Raw genomic sequence first — 22,899 nt, 5'->3', positions numbered from 1 at the left:
CGTAGCCGAAGGCGGTGATCGTTAGCGCTGAAAGTCACCGCAGGTGCATGCCGTGCGGTTACACCCGCTCGGCCTGCCCTGCCAGCAATTGCTCCAGTCGGTTCAGCAATGCGGCTTGACGCAATAACGTGTAATGCCCGCCCTTGAGCACGCTATGACTGGCGCCTGCGCCAACCTGCGCCTCATGCACATGGCGCTCGTCGTCGCGTCCGGCTGCCCACCAGTGGTGCGCCTGAACCCGGGTTGCAGGCAACATCGGCTGTTGCAGGGCCAACGCCTTAAGACGCGCACCCACGGCGAAGATGTGACTCAGCTCCGCCGCGCCGAGCAGGCCGTGCCCGCCCAACCCCGGGTGCGGCTCGGCCAAAGCTGCGGCAATCACTTGCTCGGCGCTGCGCCCCTGCTCATCCATCAACCCGCACACTTGGCGCTCGGACAACCCCAGCACAAAGCGCAAGAAATCCTGCAAGTCTTCACGCCCGTCAGTGGCCTCGGCCGTGCCCGCCACATAGGTATCCACCAGCCCCGCAAACGCCACCTGCTGACCTTGCGCTTCCAGGGTTTGCGCCACCAGCAGGGTCAATGCCCCGCCCAATGACCAACCCAGCAGGTAATACGGGCCGTCGGCCTGCTGCTCACGGATGCGCCCGGCATACGCCTGCGCCATGTTCTGCAACGAGGTGTCCTGCCACTCAGGGTCAAGCAACATGCGGCACTGCACGCCATACACGCTGCGGCGCCCGTCCAGTTGACGGGCCAGCGGCTCGTAGTCGAACACCGTGCCGAAACCTGCGTGCAGACAGAACAACGGCGGCACGTCACTGACGCGGCTATTGAGCGCCAGCAGAGGGTCCGGCGCCTGGGCGATAGCCGCCGGTTCAACGCCGCTGAGTTCGGCAATGCACGGCTTCTGCATCAGGTCGCGCAACTTCAAACTGAACCCCGGCAGCGACTGATTGCGCACCCGTGAAATCACTTTCAGCACATGCAGCGAATCACCGCCCAACTCAAAGAAATTGTCGTCGATCCCAACCTGCTCCAGCCCCAACACCTCCTGCCAGATCTGCACCAATGCCTGTTCCAGCGCATTGCGCGGCGCCCGGTAAGTGCCTTGGGCGACCTGCGGCTCCGGCAGGGCGCGGCGGTCCAGCTTGCCGTTGGCAGACATCGGGAAACGCGCCATCTGCACGATATGGGTCGGCACCATGTAGTCCGGCAGTTGCGCCTGCAATTGCGCTTTAAGGGCACGCTCCAGCAACGGGCCAGAGGCGACCACATAGCCCGCCAGCTGTTTGCCGGTCGCGCCCTCGACGACCTTGACGGCCGCATCCTGTACCCCTTCGCACTGACGCAGACACGCTTCGACTTCCCCCAACTCAATGCGGAAGCCGCGAATTTTCACCTGCTGGTCCAGACGCCCCAAGTAGTCGATCAGGCCGCATTCGCGCTGGCGAACCCGGTCCCCGGTGCGGTACATGCGCCCACCTTTGGCATCGAACGGGTCCGGCACAAAGCGTTCGGCGCTCAACCCCGGTTGCCGGTGATAGCCACGGGCCAGGCATTCCCCACCCAGGTACAGTTCGCCGCTGACACCTGCGGGCAACGGGTTCAAGTCCGCGTCCAGCACATACAGACCGCGCCCGGCGACGCCACGGCCAATCGGCGCATAGGCCGCTTCACAGCAGTCCGTCATCTCGGCCCGCCACAACAGCGGGGTAACCACGGTTTCCGTCGGGCCATAGCCGTTAATCAGCCGTTGCGGGCGTAGGGCTCGCTTGACCAACTCGAAGCTGGCGTCCGGGACCGCGTCGCCGCCAAAGCAATAGGTGTGCACCGGCGGCGGGTTGCCTTGGACCAAGGCGACCTCCGCCAGTTGTTGCAAGTAAGCGGGCGGAAAGCACGCCACCGTCACGCGCTGTTCGCGCAGTGCCAGCAGGGTCTGTTCAGGGGTCCACAGTTGATCGTCGCGGATCACCAGACTGCCACCGGCCAGCAACACGCTGAGCCAGCGCTCCTGCGCACCGTCAAAGGCGAAAGACATAAAGTGCAGCTCGCGGCTGTCCGGGTTGAGCCCATACGCGTCGATGATGCCCTGGCAGTGCCGCGCAATCGGCTGGCGTGCCACGGCCACGCCTTTGGGCTGGCCGGTGGAACCCGAGGTGTAGATCAGGTACGCCAAATGCCCGGCCAGTGATTCAACCGCCCGTGGCAACGGCGCCTGACCACTCAATTGGTCGAGCAACAGACGCGGGGTGGCCGCACTGAACGCCACCCGCAGGTCCACATCGCTGTTGCACAGCAACAGGCTGGCCCCCGAATCGGCCAGCATGAACGCCAGCCGCTCAGCCGGGTAGTCGAGGTCCAGCGGCACGTACGCAGCGCCCGCCTTGAGCACCGCAAGGAAGGCCACAATCGTCTGCTCCGAACGCGGCAACGCAACCGCCACCAACGTCTCTGGGCCAATGCCGCGCCCTTGCACGTGGGCCGCCAAGGCGTCGACCTGACGGTTCAGCGCGGCATACGTCAGTTCACGCCCGTCGCAGATCAAAGCCACAGCGTGCGGCTGGCGCAACACCTGAGCCATGAACCCCTGCACCAGATCCGTCGCAGGTGCCTGCACCCGTGCCTGTTCGATCCGTGCCTGAGGTAAGCCTATGTCGCCGATCAGGCACTGTGCATCCTGCGGCAACTGCGCCAGCAGCCCTTCGAGCTGGGCGCGAATGGCCTCGACCTGCGGCGCCGTAAAGCGCTCGCGCAAGTACAGGTATTCCACCTCCAGCCCTTGGTCGGTGGCACTGACCATCACATCCATCGGGAAGTTGGTGACACCGCCGCTGCCGACTTCGGCAAACCTCAACTCACCGTCCTGCTCACCGCGCAGAGCGCGGTCCACGGGGTGGTTTTCAAACACGATGATGCTGTCGAACAGCCCTTGGCCGCCCTGCCCGGCCCAGCGCTGAATATCGGCCAGTGGCGTGTGCTCAAAATCCCGGATCGACAGGTTGTAATCCTGCAACTCGCGCAGCCAGTCGCCCAGCGTTTGTTGCGGATCGAGGGTCTGAATCACCGGCAAGGTATTGATGAACAGGCCCAGCATGTCCTGTGCGCCTGGCAACTGGATGGGACGCCCCGCTACCGTGGCGCCGAATGCCACACTGCGCTGCCCGGTATGGCGCTTCAACAGCAGCAGCCAGGCCGCTTGAACCAACGTGTTCAGTGTCACCCGTTGTTGAGTGGCAAACCCGTGCAGACGTCGGGTCGCATCGCTGTCCAGGTAGCTATAAAGCACCCCGTGACCGCTGCCGTCGCTGTTGACCGCATTGGCCAGAATCGTTGGCGTTTGCAGCCCATCAAGGCGTTCGCGCCAGAATCCTTCGGCCACCGACGCATCTTGCTGCGCCAGCCAGTGGATGTAATCGGCATAGCGCCCGGTCAGCGCTGGCAGGGCCTGATGGGCATACAGGCGCAGCATCTCGCCGAGCAGGCGTGACGCGCTCCAGCCGTCCAGCAGCAAGTGGTGGTAGGTCCAGATCATCTGGTGACGGTTATCGCCCAGACGCACCAGGGTGAAACGCATCAACGGTGGGCTGCTGAGGTCGAACCCGCGGGCCTGATCGTCCGCTGCCAAGCCCTGCAATGCCGCCTCGGGGGCGGTGTGTTCACGCCAGTCAAGTTCCGCAATTGGCACCTGCACGTCCTGATACACCGCTTGCAGCGGGTCCGCCAGGCCGTCGCGCCAGAGGAACGCCGCACGCAACACCTCATGGCGCTCCAGCAAGGTGCCCCAGGCGGCGCGAAAGCGGTCGACCTGCAACCCTTCGACCGCCACGCTGAGCTGATTGACGTACAGGTTCAGCTCGGGCGATTCGATGCAGTGGAACAACATGCCCTGCTGCATCGGTGACAGCGGATACAGGTCGTCCAGCCCGTTGCGGGCCACCGGCACGGTGGGCGGGACTTGAGCAAAGGGCACCGTGTCCAGGGCCTGCGTGACCCGCGGTGTTGCCGCCACGGCCCGTTGTGCCAGCGCACGAATGGTTTGCGCCTCGAACAAGTGTTTCGGGGTGAATGCCAACCCCAGCGCGCCCGCGCGGCTCACGGCCTGCAGCGAGATGATCGAGTCGCCCCCCAGTTCGAAAAAGTTTTCAGTCACACCCACGGCGTCCAGCCCCAGCACGTCTTGCCAGACAACTGCCAGCAGCGACTCTGCCGGGGTGGCTGGCAAGACCCGATCCGCAACCTGACGGCAGGCCTCGGGCGCCGGTAGCGCCTGACGGTCAAGCTTACCGTTAGGGGTCAAAGGCAACGCGGCCAGGCACATCAAATGCACCGGCATCATGTGCGCCGGTAAGCGGCTGCGCAGGTGCGTCATCAGCGCCTCGCGCAACCCGGCTTCATCGGCCAGCGGGTCGCGGGCCACGATATAACCGGCCAACTGACGGCTGAGCGGGCCTTCGCGGTCCACCACAAAGGCTTCGCGCACACCGTCGTGCTCCAGCAGGCACGCTTCGATCTCTCCCAACTCAATGCGGAAACCCCGGATTTTCACCTGCTGGTCGATACGGCCCAGGTACTCGACCACCCCGTCTTCGCGCAGCCGCGCCAGATCACCACTGCGGTACAGGCGCGCGCCTGCCACGAACGGGTCAGGCACAAACCGTTCCGCCGTCAGGTCAGGCCGCTGGTGGTAGCCGCGAGCAATGCCCTCGCCGCCCAGGTACAGCTCGCCCGCCACGCCCACGGGCAGTGGCTGCAATTGACTGTCGAGCACGTAAGCACTGCGCTGCCCCACCGGACGGCCGATGGGCAGGAACGCAGAGTCAAACTGCGTGCCGGGGTACGCGCACCAGATCAGCGGCGTGATCACAGTTTCTGTCGGGCCATAGCCGTTGATGATGCGTGGCGGTTGCAACACCCGCTGCACTTCATCGAAGGCGTGTTTGGGCATGCCTTCACCGCCCACGGTGTAGGAGCGGATTGGTAAGGCGCGCCCGGCTTCGCCCATGTAGTCGGCCATTTGCAGCAAGTAGCTTGGGGTGAAGCAGGCAATGGTGATGCCGTGCCGCTCAATCTCCTCGCAGGTGCGCTGCACACTCCACAGCTCATCGTCACGGGGCATCAACGCCGAGCCGAAGACCAGCGGGGTCAGCCAGCGCTCGTGAGCACCGTCGAAGCTGATGGAAGCAAATTGCAACTCGCGGTCTTGCGGGGTCATGCCGTACAGCGCGCCGATCGACAGGCAATGCATGGCCAGCGGGCCATGGGCGACACTGACACCCTTCGGGCGCCCGGTGGAACCCGAGGTGTAAATCAGGTACGCAAGGTTCTGCGCGTCGGTCAGGTTGCGCAGGTCAGTGCCCGGCAAATGCGCCACGGCCTCACGGTCCAGTTCCAGCACCGGCAACCCTTCGACCTGCGGCATTTGCTGGCGCAGCCACGACTGGGTCAACAGCAGCGCAATGCCGCTGTCCTGCATCAAATAGCCCAGGCGCTCGGCCGGGTACGCCGGGTCCAGCGGCACGTAAGCGCCCCCGGCCTTGAGAATCGCCAGCAGGCCGATAATCATCTGTGGCGACCGCTCGACAGCCAGCCCTACGCGCACTTCCGGGCCGACGCCCCGCTCGCGCAAGCGATGGGCCAAGCGGTTGGCACGTTGATTGAGGTCGTAATAGCTGAAGGTGGTGTCGGCAGCTATCAGCGCCGTGGCCTCGGGGCGAATCGCAGCCTGCGCTTCGATCAACTGGTGCACACAGTGCCCGGTCTGCGGCTCCGGTGCCGGGTTCCAGTCATGCAGCAACTGCTGGTGCTCCCCCTCGCTCAACAATGGCAATTCACCCAGGCGGGCCTGCGGGGCGGCCACCATGGCGTTCAACAGGCAGGCCAAATGCTGGCTCATGCGCGCAATCACCGAGGGCGAAAAGTGGCTGAGCAGGTAACTCCAGGTCAGGCTCAAGTGCCCTTCACTCACCGCCGCCAGCGTCAGCGGGTAATTGGTGCGCTCATGGTTGTCCGGCAGCGAGAAGCGCAATCCATCCGGGGCGCCCTGTTGAAGAGCCTCGGCGATCGGGAAGTTTTCGAACACCAGCAAGCTGTCGAACAGCGGCTCGCCCGCACGTCCGGCCCAGCGCTGCACATCACTCAGCGCGGTGAATTCGTGCTCACGCAATTCAAGGTTGTGCGCCTGCAAGCGGCCCAGCCATTGCGCCACGCTTTCGGCGGCCTGCGGCTGGCTGATCACCGGCAAGGTATTGATGAACAACCCCAGTTGCTGTTCGGCACCCGGCAGGTCCACCGGGCGCCCCGCGACCGTGGCGCCGAACGCAACAGTCTGCTGGCCGCTATAACGCTGTAGCAACAACGCCCACGCCCCCTGAACCAGCGTGTTGAGGGTAATGGCATGGTGGCGGGCAAACGCGGTAAACGCTGTACTGCTCGTCGCGTCGAAGACCTGGCGATGGTCCGCGTATTCACCTGCCGGTTCCGAGGCCGTGTACGCCACGCTCTGAGCCAGCAACGTCGGGCTTTCCAGACCGGCCAGTTGAGTGCGCCAGAACGCCTCATCGGCCACCGCATCCTGCCCTTGCAACCAACCGATGTAATCCGCAAAACGCCCGTGATGGCTCGCCACTGCTTGCCCGGCGTAGCGCTGCAAGACCTCGCCCAACAACAGCGCATTGCTCCAGCCATCGAGCAGCAGGTGGTGATGGGTGTAAATCAGTTGCTGACGTTGCTCATCGAGCCGCACCAACGCCAGCCGCAGCAACGGCGGCTGCGCCGGGTCGAACTGCAAACGCTCGCTGCGTGCCAGCAGGTGCAACTCGGCAGCCTGATCGGCGCGCTCGCGCCAGTCCAGCACGGTCAAGGGCAGCTCCAGCGTGCGCTGCACCACTTGCACCGGTTGTGCCGCACCCGGCGGCCAATGGAAGCCGCTGCGCAGAATCGGGTGTGCATCCAGCGTCGCCTGCCACGCCTGACCCAGACGCGCCGCGTCCAGCCCCGTAACCTCGACGCTGAGCTGGTTGACATACGCGCCCGCCAGCGGCTCGTACACACTGTGAAACAGCAACCCGCGCTGCATGGGCGACAGCGGATAAACATCCTCGATCTGCCGCGCGGCCACCGGCAATTGATCCAGTTGTGCCTGGTTCAGGTCAGCCAGCGGGAAATCGGCCGGGGTCACGCCACTGTGGAGCGGGTCGATGCAGTGTGCCACCAGCGCGTGCAGGTTCGCCTCGATGGCCTCTGCCAGCGCCTGAATATCCGCCTTGTCGAAGCATTCTTGACTGAAGCTCAGGTCCAGCTTCAGCACCCCGCCAAACACCTGACCGTCCACCGACAACCAGTTGGCCAAGGGCGAGTCCGGGCTCTGCGCCGCGCCGCTGGCCTGACGGGCGGGCACGAACAGGGCGTCGTCGCTGAAGCTCTGGTCGAACTGCCCCAGGTAGTTGAACGTGACCCGTGGGGTCGGCAGGGCCGCAAGGCGAGCCTGCACCTCGGCTGGCCCCTGGTAGCGCAACAGGCCAAACCCCAGCCCTTTGCCGGGAATCTCGCGCAGTTGTTGCTTGATGGCTTTGATCGACGTCGCCAGGTCCGGGGTCGGGGTCAACTTGACCGGGAACAGGCTGGTGAACCAGCCCACGGTGCGGGTCAGGTCGATGGCGTCAAACAAGTCCTCACGACCATGGCCTTCCAGTTGAATCAACGCATTGGCGTCGCCGGTCCAGTCGCACAGGGCGCGAGCCAGCGCGGTGAGCAACAGGTCATTGACCTGCGTGCGGTACGCCGCCGGCGCCTGTTGCAGCAATTGGCGCGTGCGTTCGCGGTCCAGCCCCAGGCTGACCACCTGCCGGTGACGTACGGCCTGGCTGGCCTGCGGGCGGGCGTTGGGCAACACAGCGCAGGCATCTTGCAAGTGCTGTTGCCACCCGTTGCATTCAGCCGTCAACGCCTCGCTTGTGGCGTAGGCGCCGAGCTGGTTCGCCCAGTCTTGCAAAGCGCCGGTTTTCTCAGGCAACGGCTGATCGGCATACGCCGCTTGCAGGTCTTCAAGCAAAATCCGCCACGACACACCGTCCACCACCAGGTGATGAATCACCAACAGCAAACGTTGCCCGCCGCCTTCATGGTCGATCAACACCGCACGCAACAGCGGGCCGTCATGCAACGACAAACTGCGCTGGGCTTCGTCGCACAACCCTTGCAACGCCTCCTCGCTCTGCACCTGCGCGGTCCACAGCAGATCGGTGGCGGCCGCGCTGTCGAGCGGCACATAACGTGCCGTCCATTGCCCATCGGTCTGACGAAATTGCAGGCGCAGCGCATCGTGATGCGCCAACACCCGCTGCACAGCGGTCTGCAAACGCAGCAGGTCCAGGGGCTCGCGCACCTCCAGCAACACCGACTGGTTCCAGTGCTGTGGCTGAACGGTCTGGTTCTCGAAAAACCAGTGTTGCACCGGGGTCAAGGTTTGCGTGCCCACAACCGGCCCTTGGGCACAGTGCACCACCACCTGCTCACTGACCACCGCCGCCAACGCCTGCAAGGTCGGCTGTTGGAACAGGTCGCGCGGCTGCAAACGCAGCCCGGCACGTCGGGCCCGGCTCACAACCTGAATCGAGATGATCGAGTCGCCGCCCAACGCAAAGAAGTTGTCCTGGCGGCCGACCTGTTCGACCCCCAGCACCTGCTGCCAGATCGCAGCCAGTTGGCGCTCGTTGTCACTGCGCGGCGCTTCAAAAATGCGCTGACTGACGCTCACCTGAGGCGCAGGCAGCAACGTGCGATCCAACTTGCCGTTAGGGCTTAACGGCATCCGCTCAATCAGCAGCAGGTGGGTAGGCACCATGTAGTCAGGCAGGCTCTTGAGCAAGCGCTCCCTCAAGACGTCGCACCAAGGACCTTGCGCTTGAACGTCGTGTGCCAATGGCGCATCGGTCGGCACCAGGTACGCCACCAACTGATTGTCCAGCGCCAGCACCACGGCTTCCTGTACCTGCGGGAGTTCTTGCAGGCGCGCTTCGACCTCCCCCAACTCAATGCGCAAGCCGCGAATTTTTACCTGATGGTCGATGCGGCCGCAGTATTCAATGGCGCCATCGTCGCGATATCGGGCCAGATCGCCGGTGCGGTACAAACGCTCGCCGGTGCCAAACGGGTCGACCACAAAGCGTTCGGCCGTCAGCCCCGGACGGGCGTGGTAACCCCGGGCCAAACCACTGCCGGCCAGGTACAGCTCACCGATTGCGCCCCCTGGCAACGCGTGCAATTCGGGGCTCAGGATGTATGTGCGCAGGTTGGCAATCGGGCGGCCGATGGGCACGCTGTCGCGGCCTTCTTCCACGCACGTCCAGTGGGTGACGTCGATCGCGGCTTCGGTCGGCCCGTACAGGTTGTACAACGCCGCGCTCGGCAAGCTGCGCAGGGTCTGGCGCTGTAATTCGATCGGCAACGCTTCACCGCTGCACACGATGCGTTGCAACGACGTGCACTGGCGAGCCTGATCGACGCTGATGAACGCTTGCAACATCGACGGCACAAAGTGCAGCGTAGTGATCGCCTGCTCCACGATCAGCGCCGCCAGCTGTTGCGGGTCGCGGTGTGCGCCGGGCGCTGCCACCACCAGCGTGGCGCCGTGCATCAGGGGCCAGAAAAACTCCCATACCGACACGTCAAAGCTGAACGGCGTCTTCTGCAACACCCGATCCGTTGCCTTCAGGTCATAGGCGGCTTGCATCCACGCCAGGCGGTTGTACAGCGCGCCGTGGCTGTTGCCCGCGCCTTTCGGACGCCCGGTGGAGCCTGAGGTGTAGATGACATAGGCGAGGTTCTGCGCACAGGCGAGGTTAGGCAGATTGCCGTCCTCGTCACCGGCCAGCCAGGCTTCGTCCGCTTGCACGCACACAACGGGCAACCCTTCAGGCAGCGGCAAGTGGGCCTGCACATGCGCTTGGGTCAGCAACAGGCTGATCGCACTGTCTTCAAACAGATAGGCCAGACGCTCAGCCGGGTATTCCGGGTCCAACGGCACATAAGCGCCCCCTGCCTTGAGAATTGCCAGCAGCCCGATGACCAGCTCCAGCGAGCGTTCGCACGCCACACCGACCCGCACTTCAGGCCCCACCCCCGCTTCGCGCAAACGCCGGGCCAGACGATTGGCACGCCGGTTCAGCGCGGCGTAGGTCAGGCTTTGCGCGCCAAACACCAGTGCACAGGCGTCAGGCGTGGCGGCGGCGTTCGCTTCGAAGTGCAACTGCACGCACGCGGGGCCGGGATAGCGGTGTTCGGTGGCATTGAGCCGGTAGCAGGTGGATTCAACTTCGGCTGCCGACAGCATCGGCAATTCACCTACCGCGCAATCGGGATCGGCCACAATCGCCGCCAGCAGGTTGCGCCAATGTGCCGCCAACCGCTCGATACGCGGCGCATCAAACAGATCGGTGGCGTAGGTCAGGCTGGCCATCAGGCACTCGCCTTCCTCATGGGTGTCCAGTTGCAGATCAAATTGCGTGGTGCGGCCCTGCCACTCCACCTGCTCAACTTGCAACCCGGCCAGCATCGCGCTCAGCGCGCCGGGTCGGCTTTGCTGGTGGTTGAACATCACTTGAAACAACGGGCTGTGGCTCAGGCTGCGCTCGCCCTGCAACGCCTGCACCAGACGCTCAAACGGCAAGTCCTGATAGGCCTGCGCATCCAGCGCTCGGTCGCGGGTCTGCTCCAGCAGGCGAGAAAATGGCAGGCGCCCCTCCAGTTCGGCGCGCACTACCTGGGTGTTGACGAAAAAACCGATCAACCCACGGGTCTCGGCGCGCGTGCGATTGGCCACCGGCACACCGATGCGCAGGTCACGCTGGCCGCTGTAGCGGTGCAGCAGCGTCTGAAAACTGGCCAGCAGCAGCATGAATGGGGTCACGCCCTGCTGCCGGGCCAATGCCATCAGGTTTTTCGCCAGCTGCGGTTCAAGGGTGAAGTCCAGACGCGCCCCCTGCCGGGTCGGATGGGCCGGGCGCGGGCGATCAGCGGGCAACTCCAGCACCGGTTGCTCGTCACCCAGTTGCGCCCGCCACCAGTCCAGTTGACGCTCCAGTTCGCCAGCCTCCATCCAGCGCCGTTGCCACAGCGCGTAGTCGGCGTACTGGATCGACAATTCAGGCAAGGTCACGGATTGGCCCCGGGCATGCGCGGCATACAGCTGCGAAAACTCATCGACCAGCACCCCCATCGACCAGCCATCTGCCACGATGTGGTGCAGGGTCACGACCAACACGTGATCGTCCGTGTCCAGTTGCAACAGGCTGACCCGCAGCAAGGGGCCGTGTAGCAGGTCGAACGGGCGGGCAATGTCCTGCTCCACCCAGGCCAGCGCCTGGCTCATGCGTTTGGCGTCGGGCTGATCCCGCAGGTCGTGGCGCACGAGCTTCACAGAAGGGCCGCTGGCGACGGCAGGTTGCACTGACGCGGCGACCTTGAAGGCCTGGGGCGCGGCTTCGTCGTTTGCGCCTGCGACCACCGGGTCTGGCTCGACAAAGACACTGCGCAAACTGTGATGGCGCTCCAGCAAGGCGTCGAAGCTGCGTTGCAACGCCTCGACATTCAGCGCACCGCGCAGCCGCAAAGCCGTCGGTATGTGATACGCCGCGCCTTGCGGGTCCAGTTGCCACAAAAACCATTGCCGCTGTTGCGCGTACGACAGCTCGCAGGGCGCATCGGTGGAGGCTGTGGCCGGGATCGGCAACTGGCCGAAGCTGACGCCCTGCTCCTGCATTTTCTGCAGAAAGTCACGGCGCTGGTGCGGCGCCAGGGCGGCGAAACGGTTGGCTATGCGCCACGCGGTAGCGTTTTCCATCAGTTGATCTCCATCTCGTCGAGCAGCGATTCAAGCGCGCTCAAACGTGCATCGTTATCCGCAGGCGTTTGTGCCTGTGCCACTGCGGCATAGGCTTGCAGGTCGGCAGCTTCGAACAGCGCACGCAGCGCCAGCTCGATGCCCAGTTCCAGTTCAACCCGGGCATTGGCCTGGGCTGCGAGCAACGAGTGCCCGCCCAATTCAAAGAAATTGTCATGACGACCCACCCGCTCCACGTGCAACACGCTGCCCCAGATTGCCGCAAGCCGGGTTTCAAGCTCCCCGACCGGGGCGCTGTAAGGCCGCTGCCCGTCTTCGGCCTCGGGTGGCGGCAAGGCCTTGCGGTCGAGCTTGCCGTTGCCGGTCAAGGGCAGCGCGTCCAGCAGCCTCCAGTGGCTAGGCACCATGTAGTCCGGCAGGTCGACCTTGAGCGCTGCACGCAAGTGTTCGCGCCAGGCCAGCGGATCGGCTGGCGTGTCGATGGCTACCACGTAGGCGCAGAGTTGGGGGCCTTGGGCGCTCGCATGCACCGTCAACACCGCCTCAGCGACCCCGGGTTGCTGCTTGAGGCAGGTCTCGATTTCCCCCAGTTCGATGCGGAAACCGCGAATCTTCACTTGCTGGTCGATGCGGCCCAGGTAGTCGATGTTGCCGTCCGCGCGCTGGCGGGCCAGGTCGCCGCTGCGGTATAGGCGTTCGCCCGGCGCAAACGGACTGGGCACAAAGCGTTCAGCGCTGAGCCCGGCGCGGCCGTGATAGCCCCGCGCTAGCCCTTGGCCAGCGATGTACAGCTCCCCCGCGCACCCCGGTGGCACGGGGTGCAACTGGCTGTCGAGCAAGTACCAGCTTAAGTCGCTGAGCGGGCGACCGATCGGGCTCTGGACGTTGGCCTCTAGATCGGCCGGACTCAGCGCACGGAACGTCACGTGCACTGTGGTTTCGGTAATGCCGTACATATTGACCAGCGTTGTGGCGCGCTCGCCAAAGCGCTCATACCACGGTCGCAGGCTCGACAGCTCCAGCACTTCCCCGCCAAAAATCACCCAGCGCAAAGCCAGCGCTTGCGGGCTCTGGCACGCCACCGGTATCAGTTGCCGGAACGCGGTCGGGGTCTGGTTGAGCACGGTGACGCCTTCGTCACACAACAACTGATGAAACGCTTGCGGCTCGCGGCTGATGAAATATGGCACGATCACCAGTCGCCCCCCGCTGCACAGGGCGCCAAACAGCTCCCACACCGAGAAGTCAAAAGCGTAGGAATGGAACAGCGTCCACACGTCGTTCGGGTTAAAACCAAACACCTGCTCGGTGGCGCTCAGCAAACGGGTGACGTTGCCATGGCTGAGCAAGGCGCCTTTAGGCCGCCCGGTGGAACCCGAGGTGTAAATCACGTAAGCCAGGTTGTCCGATTGGGTCAGGTTCGGCAGGTTGTCGGCACTGAACGTGTCCAGCGCCATCTGCTCCAGGCACAGGGTCTGAACCCCGACGTGCGGCGGCAGGTTCTCCAACAGGTGCTCCTGAGTCAGCAGCAAGCGGATGCCGCTGTCCTCGATCATGTAGCTCAAGCGTTCGGCCGGGTAGTGCGGATCCAAAGGCACGTAAGCGCCACCAGCTTTGAGGATGGCCAGTACGCCCACCACCAGCGGTATCGCACGCTCCGTGGCAATGCCCACCCGCACCTCCGGGCCGACACCCCGTTCGCGCAGCTTGCGCGCCAGTTGATTGGAACGTGCGTTAAGGTCGCCGTAATCGAGCGACTGTTCGCCACAGCGCAACGCCACAGCGTGCGGCTGGGCAGCCGCCTGCGCCTCAAACAGCTGATGCAAGGCTGGCGCCACGGGCTGAACTTCAACCTGCGGGTTCCAGTGCCGGAGCAGCGCCTGTTGCTCGCCGGGTGCCAACAGCTCAAGCGCCGCAATCCGTTGCTGGGGCTCGCGCACCACAGCACGTAACAGGTTCAGCCAGTGCCCGGCCAAGCGTTCGATGGTGGCGGCGTCGTACACATCGCTGGCGTAGGTCAGGCTGGCGTGCAATTGCTCGCCCTGTTCTTCGGTGTCCAGCGCCAGGTCGAACTGCGCCGTGTGCTGTTGCCACACCATGCGCTGGATGACCAGCCCCGGCACGCTGCGCTCGACGCTCTCACCGATCTGCCGCTGGTGATTGAACAGCACCTGGAACAACGGGCTGTGGCTCAGGCTGCGCTCGGGTTGCAGCGCATCCACCAGTTGCTCGAACGGCAGCTCTTGATGGGCCTGCGCCCACAACGCGGTTTTCTTGACCTGTTGCAGCAGGCTGGCAAACGTCTGTTGGCCGTCGATGTCGGCGCGCAGCACCTGGGTGTTGATGAAAAAACCGATCAGGCCTTCGGTCTCAAGGTGGTTGCGCCCGGCCGTGGGCACGCCGACGTTGATCGCCGACTGGCCACTGTAGCGATGCAGCACGGCCTGGTAACTGGCCAGCAGCAACATGAACAGGGTCACGTTGTGTTGCTGCGCCAACTGCCGCAAACCGGCCGCCAGTTCAGGCTCAACGGCCAGTTCCAGGCGCGCCCCGCGTTCGCTGCGAATCGCCGGTCGGGTCAGTTCGCTGGGCAACTCAAGGGGCGGGTGCTGGTGACCCAGATGGGCCGTCCAGGCACTCAACTGACGCTCGCCCTCCCCGGCCTGCAACCCGTCCCGTTGCCAGACTGCATAATCGGCGTAGCTCACCGCCAGGGCAGGCAGTTCGGGTGCTTGCCCCTGAACGTGGGCCTGATACAAGGCGCTGAACTCATCGACCATCACTTGCATGGACCAGCCATCGGCCGCGATGTGGTGCACCGTCAGCACCAGCACCTGTTCCTCGGCCCCGACCGTGAGCAGCAACACGCGCAGCAGCGGGCCGTTGCGCAGGTCGAAGGGTTGACGCATCTCTTCAGCGACCCGCGCCTGAACCTCGGCCTCGGCCGGGGCCGCCAGGGTCAGCTCGCGCAGGGCCAACGGCAGGCTGGCATGCTCGACGCCTCGTGCGTGTTCGCCATCCTGAATAAAGGTGGTGCGCAAGGTGGCGTGCCGCGCTTGCAGGTCATTGAAGCTACGCAGCAAGGCGTCGCGATTCAGCGCGCCTTTGAGCCGCAGCGCGACCGGGATGTTGTAAGCGGCGCTGGCCGGGTCCAGTTGCCAGAGAATCCACTGCCGTTGTTGTGCGTACGACAGCACACCCGCCTGACCGTGCGCCATCGGCCGCAAGGCCGGTGCACTTTGCATTTGCGGTTGCGCCTGGCAACGGGCCGCAAACTCGCTGAGCACGCTGGTTTCAAACAAGCTGCTGAGGGGCAGTTCAATCATCAATTGCTGACGCACGCGGGACACCACTTGCGCCACCAACAGCGAATGGCCGCCCAGTTCGAAGAAATTGTCGTCGCGGCTGACGGCGTCCAGCTTGAGGACTTCCTGCCAGATCGCGGCAATACGCGACTCAATCCCCGCGTGGGGGGCCACCACCTCCCGCTGCCAGTCGGCCGCGTGCACCTGGACCAAGGCCTTGCGATCCACCTTGCCGTTGGCATTGAGCGGCAAGTGGTCCAGAGGCAGCCATTGCAACGGCACCATGTAATCGGGCAACTGCGCCTTGAGCGCAGCTTTCAGTTGCTCACGCAGCGTTGACCACTGCGGCGCCGAGTCGTGCGCCACGACAAACGCCACCAGCGCTTTGCCGGTCGGGCTGTCCTGCACCACCACGGCCGCTTCACGCACGCCGTTCAGGTCGCGCAGGCGCGATTCAATTTCACCCAGCTCAATGCGGAACCCGCGCACTTTTACCTGTTGGTCGATACGGCCCACGTACTCCAGTTGGCCGTCTGTTCGACGGCGCGCCAAATCGCCGGTGCGGTACAGCCGTTCACCCGGCTGCCGGGCGTAAGGATTGGGCAAGAACACGCAGGCAGTGCGCAACGGATCGCCAACGTAACCGCGTCCTACACCGGTGCCAGCCACATACAGTTCGCCCACCACCCCGGTCGGCACCGGCTGCAACCCGCCATCGAGCACGTACAGGCGATTGTTGTCGGTGGCCAGGCCAATCGGCAGGTACGCGCTTTCGGCCGAAGCTGCATCCACCCGGAACAGCGCCACGTCGTCCGAGCACTCTGCCGGGCCGTAGGCGTTGACTAGACCGATTCCGGGGTAACGCTGCAGCCAGCGGCGCGCCAGTTCAGGCGGCATGGCCTCGCCGGTGGGCAGCATCCAGCGCAAACCCGTCAAGGGGCGATCAGGTTCGTCCAACAGGCTCTGGATCAGCGACGGCACGCTCTCCAGCACGCTGATACCGCGTGCCGCCACATGGTCCAGCAGCGCGGCCGGGTCATGGGCGATGGTGTTCGGCACGATGTCCACCTGCGCCCCCAACAGCGGCGCAGCGAGGAATTGCCACACCGAAATATCAAAACTCTGGGACGCGGTCTGGGCAATGACAGCGTCACGGCCCAGGTCGAGGTAGGGGCGTTTGCTCAACTGGTTGTTGAGCATCCCTGCCTGCTCGACCATGACCCCTTTCGGGGTGCCGGTAGAACCTGAGGTGAAGATCACGTACGCCAAATGATCTGGCCCGGTGTAGACACCCGGCCGCGCGCTGGAGAACCCCTGCGCCTGCACGTCATCCCACACCACCAATCGCGGGGGGTGCGCCGGGGCTAATTGCGCCAGCAATGCCCGCGCCTGATCGCCACAGGCCGCAGTGGCCACCAGCACCGGCACGTGCCCCAGTTGCAGCAAGTCGAGCAAACGCCCGGCAGGCAGTTGCGGGTCCAGCGGCAGGTAAGCAGCGCCAGCCTTGAAGCTGCCCAGCATCATGCCCAGCAGCTCAAGGCTGCGTTCGGCCAGCAGCGCCACCGGCTGATCGACGCCCACCCCCGCCGCCATCAAGGCATGGCCGAGTCGGTTGGCACGGGTTTCCAGCTCGCGGTACGTCCAGTGCTGATCGAGGCACGTCGCCACCACCTGTTGCGGGTGCGCGTCGTGCTGCGCTTCAAACAGGCGCACATAACCTTCGGCCAGCGGGTAGTCGCGGTCGGTGTGATTGCCCGCCTGCAACAGGTGCTCACGCTCGGCGGCGTCGACTACCGGCAGATCGGCAAATTGCCCGTCTGCATGCTCGCCAATGGCCAGCAGCAGGCGTTTGAAATCGGCCAGCAAACGCTCGGCCGTGGCGTCGTCGAAGAAACGCTTGTCGTAAGACAGGTGCAGGCCCAGCGCATCGCCGGGGTACACCACCACGGTCATCGGGTAGTTGGTGTGGGTGCGGGCACTGTCGGACTTGGCGCTGATTTGCTCGGCGCCTGTGACCACGGCACTTTCCACCGGCGCGTTTTCATAGACAAACAAGCTGTCGAATATCGACTGGCCTTTGTCCAGCCCACTGCACGCCTGAATCTGCAACAGCGGCAAATGCTCGTGCTCACGCAGCGCCAGGTTGTGTTCAAACAGGCCTTGCAGCCACGCCTGCACGCTGACGTCCTGCCCGGCACGCGGCAGTTGTATGCGCAGCGCAATGCTGTTGATGAACAGGCCCACGGTGTCCTGCATCTCGGGGCGATTGACCGGTCGACCGGCCACGGTCACGCCAAACAACACTTCATCGAGGCCACTGTAGCGCTGCAATACCAATGCCCAGGCCGCCTGGGTCAGGGTGTTGACGGTGAGCTGATAACGCTGGGCCAACGCACGCAGGGCTCGGCCCTGACTGACCTGCAGATCGGCGTACACATCGCCGATCTGCGAGAAACCACCCTGACGCCGCATGGGCCGGTCAAACGGCAATGGGGTCGGTTGTTCAAAGCCCGCCAGCTCTTGTGTCCAGGCCTGTAGTGCCTCCCGTTCGCCCTGCGCTTGCAGCCACTGAATGAAGTCGCGGTAACGGCCTGCGGGGGGCAAGCTGCGTTGGCCGCTGTAGAGCGTGAAGAAGTCTTGCAGCAGCAGCGAGCGGCACCAAGCATCGATCAGGATGTGGTGGTTACTGAGAATGAACCAGTAATGCCCGGCGCTGCGTCGAATCAGGCGCAGGCTGAAGGGCGGCGTGTTGAGCAGGTCAAAGCCTTCTGCACGCTCTTGCGCCAGCAACGCGTGCAACGCCGCTTCGTGTTCGGACTCGGGCCGATCGGTCCAGTCATGCACCTGCACGTTCGGCGCTGCGTCGCGGTGGATGATTTGCAGCATGTTGCCGTCATCGTCGACGCTGAACGACGCGCGCAACGCATCGTGACGCTGGGCCACGGCGTGCCAGGCCGCGGTGAAGCGCGGCAGGTCGATTTCGCTGTCGATGGTGTAGCGGTCTTGCATGAAATAGATGCCCGAACCCGGTTCGAGCAGGGTGTGGACCAGCAAGCCCTGCTGCATCGGCGACAGCGGATAAATGTCTTCAATGGTGGCGGGCGCCACCGTGAGGTTATCCAGTTGCTGCTGAGTGAGGCGTGCCAGCGGGAAGTCCGACGGCGTCATGCCGCCGGTCTTGTGGGTCACGCAGTGCTCGATCAGCGCCGACAGTTCGCGCTGGTAGTCGTCCATCAATGCGCCAATGGTCGCCTCTTCAAACATCGCTGTGCTGAAGGTCCATTGCAGGTTCAGCTCGCCACCATAGACCTGGCTTTCGATGCTCAGCCAGTTGGCCAGCGGCGCCTGTTCATCCTGCGCCTGACCGGCGCTTTGCGCGGCCGGGACGAACATCGCCTGCGCATCGAACTGGCGATCGAACTGCCCCAGGTAGTTGAAGGTGATGCGCGGTGTGGCCAGCGCGGCCAGTTGCGCCCCCGCGTCGCTGCCCGCCAGGTAGCGCAGCAAACCATAGCCGACGCCCTTGTCCGGGACACTGCGCAATTGTTCCTTGATGGCTTTGATCGACTCGCCCATGCCGTCGGTTGGCGTCAGTTGCACCGGGAACAGGCTGGTGAACCAGCCCACGGTGCGCGACAGGTCAAGACCGTCGAACAGGTCTTCGCGACCATGGCCTTCGAGTTGAATCAGACTGCTGCTGTGCCCGCTCCAGCGGCAAATCACCCGTGCCAGCGCCGTCAACAACAGATCATTAACCTGGGTGCGGTAGGTCGCTGGCGCCACGTGCAGCAACTGCCGGGTACGTTCGGCGTCGAGGCTGAACGCACGTGTTTGCCCATGACGGTTCTGCAACCCGCCCCCGGCACGGTCGCATGGCAACGCACTGCTGGCCCCGCTCAGTTGAGCGTGCCATTGCGCAATTTCCGGCAAACGCGCCTGCGCAGCCGCCTGTAATTGCGCTGTCCAGGCCTGATAGCTACTGGTTTTGGCCTGTGGCGCCTGTGCAGGGTGTTCGTAGAACTGTTGTAAGTCCTCCAGCAGCACCCGCCACGACACGCCATCCACAGCCAAATGGTGCACCACCAACAGCACCCGCTGGCTGTGGTCGGGCATTTCCACCATAACTGCACGCAACAAAGGCCCTGCTTGCAGATCAAGGCTGCGCTGCGCGTGTTCGCACAGGCTGTTGAGTTCGTCCAGCGAAGCAGCGTGTTGATGCCACAGCAACGGCTCGGCCGACAGCTCGCCATAAGCTTGTTGCCATTGGCCATCGCGCTGCTCGAAACGCAGGCGCAAGGCATCGTGATGGGTCAGCAGTTGCCGCAGCGCGTGCTCCAGCGGCGCGGCCTTGACCGGCTGACGCGGGTGCAACAGTAAGGACTGGTTCCAGTGATGGCGTGACGGCATCGCCTGTTCGAAGAACCAATGCTGCACCGGTGCCAATGCCACCGGGCCCTGGGCCAGGCCCTGATCGATCGACGTGTGCGTGCTCAGCCCGGCAACCCGTGCCAGGCTGCGGATAGTCTGGTGCTGAAACAAGTCACGAGGGCTGAAGGCGATGCCCGCCTGACGCGCCCGACTGACCACCTGAATGGAGATGATCGAGTCGCCGCCCAGCGCAAAGAAATTGTCGTCAACGCCAATGTGCGCCACGCCCAGCACGGCCTGCCAGATGGCGGCCAGACGCTGTTCCAGTTCATTGGCAGGCGCGGTGTACACCTGCTGCGTCGACGCCGGGTCGGGACGCGGCAAGGCTTTTCGCTCCAGCTTGCCGTTGGGCGACAGCGGCAGGCGCTCTAGGCTGATCCAGTGGCCGGGCACCATGTAGTCCGGTACGCTGCGCAGCAGATGGGCCGTCAACGCAGCTTGCCAATCGCCAGCCGTGGCCGGGTCTTGCAGGACCACGTACGCCACCAGTTGTTTGCCGTCGAGCACCAGCACCACGGCTTCACGCACGCCAGCATGCTCTGCCAGGCGCGCCTCGATTTCCCCCAGCTCAATGCGCAACCCGCGCAGCTTGACCTGATGGTCGAGACGCCCCAGGTACTCAATCACCCCGTCCACGCGCTGGCGCACCAGGTCGCCCGTGCGGTACAGGCGTTCGCCATCATTGAACGGGCACGGCACGAAGCGTTCGGCGGTCAAGCCCGGACGTCGATGGTAGTTACGGGCCAGACCGGCGCCCCCTACATACAGCTCGCCCGCCACCCCCAGCGCCACCGGCGACAGGTCAGCATCGAGCACCCAGGTGCGCAGGTTGGCAATCGGAAGGCCAATCGGCACGCTGGCTGCGCCTTCATCGACACAGGTCCAGTGCGTGACGTCGATGGCGGCCTCGGTCGGGCCGTACAAATTGTACAGCTCGGCGCCCGGCAGCTTGGTAAACACCTGTTGTTGAGCGTCCACCGACAGCGCTTCACCGCTGCACACAATGCGCTGCAAGCTGATGCAGTGCTCCACGCCGGTCTCGTGGATAAAGGCTTGCAGCATTGATGGCACGAAATGCAGGGTGGTGACCTGATGCTGGCGGATAGTGTCGATCAGGCGCAGCGGCTCGCGGTGTTCTCCCGGCTGCGCCACCACCAGCCGCGCCCCCGTGAGCAGCGGCCAGAAAAATTCCCACACTGACACGTCAAAGCTGAACGGGGTTTTTTGCAGGACCGTGTCGTGCGCACGCAGGCCATACGCCTGCTGCATCCAGCACAAACGATTGACCAGCGCCGCATGGGTGTTGCCCGCGCCTTTCGGGCGCCCGGTCGAGCCCGAGGTATAAATCACATAAGCCAGGTGCTGCGCGTCATGGGCGAGGTTCAGGTTGCTGTCGTCATAGCCTTGCAGCGCTTGGGCGCCGTCATCGAGGGCAATAACCCGAATGTCGGCCGTGGGCAGACCGGCCACGAGCGCTTGCTGCGTCAGCAACAGGCCGATGCCGCTGTCTTCGATCATGTAGGCCAGACGTTCTTGCGGGTAGTCAGGGTCCAGCGGCACATAGGCACCCCCCGCCTTGAGGATGGCCAGCAGGCCGATCACCATGTCCATCGAACGTTCAAGCGCAATGCCCACCAGCACATCCGGGCCCACGCCCTGCGCGCGCAGGTGACGTGCCAACTGGTTGGCGCGGGCATTGAGTTGCGCATAACTGAGCGTCTGGTCCCCGAACACCAGCGCGCAGGATTGCGGGGTACGCGCGACCTGCGCTTCGAGCAAATGATGCAGGCTGCGATGGGACGGGTAGGCGGCTGCCGTGTTGTTCCACTCGTGTACCTGCGTGTGCCACTCGCTGTCATCGAGCATCGGCAACTCGCCCACCCGGCATTCGGTATCTGCCACCAGCGCCCGCAGCAGGTTGCTCCAGTGGCGCGCCATGCGGGTGATGGTCGCAGCATCGAACAGATCGTTGGCATAGGTCAGCGCCGCATTCAGGTGCCCGCCTTTTTCCCAGGTGTCGAGGCTCAGGTCGAACTGGGTGGTGCGCCCTTCCCATTCGACCAGCCCCAGTTCAAGGCCCGAGGCCGTCTTGACCGTTTCAATGTCCGCCACCTGCGGCTGGTGGTTGTACATCACTTGAAACAACGGGTTATGGCTCAGGTTACGTTCCAGCTTGAACGCCTCGACCAACTGCTCGAACGGCAGTTCCTGATGGGCCTGAGCACCGAGGGCGGTTTCCTTGACGGCGCGCAGCAGGTCGGCCACCGGGGTCTGGGCATTCAGTTCACAGCGCAACACCTGAGTGTTCACGAACAAGCCGATCAGCCCTTCGACTTCACGCCGGTTGCGGTTGGCAATCGGTACACCAACACGCACGTCGGTCTGGCCGCTGTAGCGGTGCAACACAATATTGAACGCCGCCAGCAGCAGCATGAACAGCGTGACATTGTGCCGTTGGGCCAACGTGCGCAACTGCTCCACCCGTGCGGGGTCGAGCGCGAATTCATAGCGGGTGCCACGATAGCTCGGCATCGCCGGGCGCGGGTAGTCGGTGGGTAACGCGATGACCGGGTGCTCTTCGCCAAGCGTGGCGTGCCAGTACGTGAGCTGCCGCGCCTGCTCTCCAGCTTCCAGCCAGCGGCGTTGCCACAGCGCATAGTCGCTGTATTGAATCGGCAATTGGGGCAGTTGCGGCGACTGACCGCGTTCAAAGGCGTCATAACCGCGAATAAACTCGTCGATCAGCACATTCATCGACCAGCCGTCAGACACAATGTGGTGCAGGGTCAACAGCAGTACGTGTTCGTCCTCGGCCAGTTTCAGCAATTTGATGCGCAACAAGGGGCCATTGGCCAGATCGAAAGGCAACAGCGATTGGCGCTGCGCCTCGGCCGCCACCGCCCCATCGCGCTCCACGGCAGGCAACAGGGTGAAATCCATTGCTTCAACCGCAAGCGGCTGGCTCAAAGCCACTTGCTCGAGGCTGTAATCGGCGTGCTGGCGAAACACCGTGCGCAGGGTTTCGTGGCGCTGTACCACATGCGCAAACGCCTGTTCCAGGGCCGCGACGTTCAATTGACCCTTGAGGCGCACCGCCCCTGGCAGGTTGTACGCGCCACTGTGCGGGTCCAGTTGCCACAAAAACCACATGCGCCGCTGTGCATAGGACAGCGCATGGCGATCGTCTTGCGCCACGTCTTTCGGAATCGGGAACTGAGAAAAGTCGATCCCTTCCCCGCGCAAGCCGTCGAGGAATAACCGGCGTTTTTCCAGCGGTAATTCGATGAACCGGCGGGCAAGTTTGAGGGACTTCTCAGCATTCAT

General features: G+C 64.1%; 2 protein-coding genes. Both read right to left on the bottom strand.

Annotated features, from left to right (window positions below; translation table 11 throughout):
- Window positions 1-58: 58 nt before the first annotated feature.
- The gene (locus HBN61_RS13250) at window positions 59-11,842 is read right to left on the bottom strand and encodes a non-ribosomal peptide synthase/polyketide synthase (protein WP_170046947.1); all 11,784 of its coding nucleotides are present in this window, start codon (window positions 11,840-11,842) and stop codon (window positions 59-61) included.
- Complete coding sequence (locus HBN61_RS13245) at window positions 11,842-22,899, bottom strand: non-ribosomal peptide synthase/polyketide synthase (RefSeq protein ID WP_170046946.1); 11,058 nt, start codon at window positions 22,897-22,899, stop codon at window positions 11,842-11,844. The genes HBN61_RS13250 and HBN61_RS13245 overlap by 1 nt, the downstream gene beginning before the upstream one ends.

This window comes from Pseudomonas sp. WS 5071 (assembly GCF_012985765.1).
GTDB lineage: Bacteria > Pseudomonadota > Gammaproteobacteria > Pseudomonadales > Pseudomonadaceae > Aquipseudomonas > Aquipseudomonas lundensis_A.
Note: the sequence above shows the minus strand (reverse complement) of the source record. Positions and strands in the feature narration are given on the sequence as shown.